Source organism: Saccharomonospora iraqiensis subsp. paurometabolica YIM 90007 (genome assembly GCF_000231035.2).
GTDB lineage: Bacteria > Actinomycetota > Actinomycetes > Mycobacteriales > Pseudonocardiaceae > Saccharomonospora > Saccharomonospora paurometabolica.
Window position 1 is genome coordinate 29,105 of record NZ_KI912228.1, and the last position, 2,651, is coordinate 31,755.

Here is a 2,651-nt window from a genome sequence, read left to right on the forward strand (position 1 = left end):
GCCGCGGCGCCCGGTGGTGCCCCGCCCGAGGCGTCCGGGGTGGACGGCGCACGGCCGCGCCGGGCCGACCAGGAGATGGTCGCGGGCAAACCGGTGTTCGTGGTGTACCGGCCCTCCCGGGGGCTGGAGGTCCGCGACCAGGTGCGGGACACCGACAGCGTGGTGCGGTAGGGGGCGGGGGACATGCCGATCCGGACCAACCGGGGCAGGGCCGCGGTGTACCGCAGGCTGTGGGGCTGGCCGATGCGTTCGCCCACGCACCTGATCGGCACCGCGATCATGGTCATCGCCCTCGTCGTGGCGGCGGGCATGCTGGCACCGCGACTGGTCGACGACCGGGACACCGCGCGGGCGGGCGAGTCGTCGTCGACGAACCGGGCGGGTGCGGACTCCCACGGCGCCGGCGACGGTGCCGCGGACACCGCGCCGGGGTCCGAACCACCGCCGACACGCCTCACCGAACCCCTGGCGACCCCGACGAGCGCGCCGCCGTCCCCGGAGGCGCTGCGGGTCGCCGAGCGGTGGGTGGCCGCGTGGCTCGACCACGGGCAGGTCGCCTCCGACCGGGAATGGCTCGACGGACTGCGCCCGTACACCACGGAGGAGTACCTGCCGCGGATGCGGACGGTCGACCCGGACCGGATCACGGGCACCGAGATCGTCGGAACACCGCAGGCCCGCGCGTCCTACACCAGTTCGGTGGACGTCGAGGTCGGCACGGACGGGCCGACGCTCGTGCTCACCGTCATCGAGACGGACTCCGGGTGGCGCGTGGCCGAGTACCGGGAAGCGTCGGGGTGATGCCACCGTGCGTGCCGGGTTGCTGATCGGATTCGTCGCCGCCGCGACCGCCACGATCCTGCTCGCGGCGGGCGCGGTGGTCATCCTGGACAGCAGACAGCAGGCCGCCGGGGTCGACCTGCTCAGCTGCGACGCGGGGATCGGGCCGTCCCGGCCCGGTCAGCAGAGCCGGGGCGTCGCCGACGCCCGTGCCCTGGATCAGGAGCAACGCCGGATCGTCTCGCTGATCATCGGGATCGGGGAGGACCGGGAGCTGTCCCCCCGCGCCTGGCAGATCGCCATCCAGGCAGGCATGACCGAGTCCCGGCTGCGCAACCTGAACTATGGCGACCGGGACTCGCTCGGCATCTTCCAGATGCGGCCGTCGATGGGCTGGGGAACCCCGGAGCAGGTCACCGACCCGCCGTACCAGGTGAACAAGTTCTACGACGTGCTGGAGTCGGTGCCGGACTGGCAGGGCATCCGGCCCGGGGACGCCGCCCAGGCGGTCGAGCGGTCCGCCTTCCCCGAGCGGTACCACCGCTGGGAGGCGATGGCGGTGCACCTGGTGGAGACCATGGGCGAGGTCGCCGACCCGACCGGATGCGGCACGAGCCCGGCGGGCACGGTGGTTCCGCCCAACCCGGCCGCCGCGGAGGCGATCGACTTCGCCCTCGGCGAACAGGGCAAGCCGTACGTGTGGGGTGCCACCGGCCCCGGCTCGTACGACTGCTCGGGCCTGCTGCTGCGCGCCTACGAGGCGGCGGGGGTGGTCATTCCCCGGGTGTCGCGGGACCAGTACCACTCGGGCGCGATGTTGCCGGTCGAGCAGGCACAGCCGGGCGATCTGGTGTTCTGGGCGCACGACTCCGCCAACCCGGAGACCATCCACCACGTGGCGATGTACCTGGGCGACGGTCGCATCGTGGAGGCGCAACAGGCAGGCGTGCCGGTCCACACCCGGCCGATCTCGTGGGACGAGCCGGGCCTGGTTCCGCAGGCGGTCCGGCCGGGTGTGTGACGCTGAGCGGGTGAGGCTCGACGGGAACGGAGTTGGTCGTGGCCGGGAAGTGGCGTAGACGCAGGAAGTCGCGGAGCCCGATCGTGCTGCCGGGTTCCCCCGCGCCCGGACCCGGTGGGTCCGGCGACACCCCGGCGGCCCCGCCGCCACCGCACGCCGGGCGGCAGACGCCGCCCGCGTCGACCACACCCCTGGCCGACTACCTCTCCCGTGGGCACCCGGGTGTCGACGACGGGTACGTGGTGCTGCCCCGGTCGCTGGTCGAGGCGATGCCGTTGCCGTGGCAGCAGCGGATGGCCGCGCTGCTCACCCAGTTCCACGACACGTACGCGGACGCGTCGTGGCCGTCCTACCGGGTGGTGCCGTCGCGCCGCGAACGGCTGGTCGACCTGGACGAGGGACAGCTCGCGGAGGCGGGCTATCTCGTGGAGATCGACGCCGAGGGCGCGTTCGTGTACCGCGAGCGCAGCGGGCGCCGGGTCGCCGACCCGGACAACACGGTGGTGCTCGTCCCGTGCCTCGACCCGATCGTGCCGCACGGAGCGGGCTCGGCGCCCTCGCCGGGCACACCCGCCGCCCCGGAGGCGGTCACCGACACCACGGGCACCACGGATCCCACGGGCACCACGGATCCCACGGGCACCACGCGTGCCGAAGCTCCGGTGGATCCCACGGACACCCCGGGTGCCGCCGGTCCGGCGGACACCGCGGGCACTCCCGATCCGGGACACCGGGGTGCGGGATCCGGCCGGGGTGCCGCCGCGGCGCCCATGAACATCGGTCCCCAGCCGGTGTGGCGGACCACGACCCCGCCTCCCCGCCCGGCGGACGCCCCACCCCTGCCCCCGCC

At 74.3% G+C, this 2,651-nt stretch carries 3 protein-coding genes; all 3 read left to right on the plus strand.

Going from position 1 to position 2,651, the window contains the following annotated elements:
* Nucleotides 1-183 precede the first annotated feature (183 nt).
* On the plus strand, nucleotides 184-801 hold the full coding sequence (locus SACPADRAFT_RS0209810) for a hypothetical protein (protein WP_007027206.1): 618 nt from the start codon (nucleotides 184-186) through the stop codon (nucleotides 799-801).
* A 7-nt stretch (nucleotides 802-808) separates the two neighbouring features.
* Nucleotides 809-1,801: a C40 family peptidase gene (locus SACPADRAFT_RS0209815; protein WP_007027207.1), complete on the plus strand. Its 993-nt coding sequence runs from the start codon at nucleotides 809-811 to the stop codon at nucleotides 1,799-1,801.
* A gap of 38 nt (nucleotides 1,802-1,839) precedes the next feature.
* Nucleotides 1,840-2,651, plus strand: an 812-nt coding sequence (locus SACPADRAFT_RS32600; RefSeq protein ID WP_198048298.1) for a hypothetical protein, incomplete at its 3' end; no start/stop codon positions are given.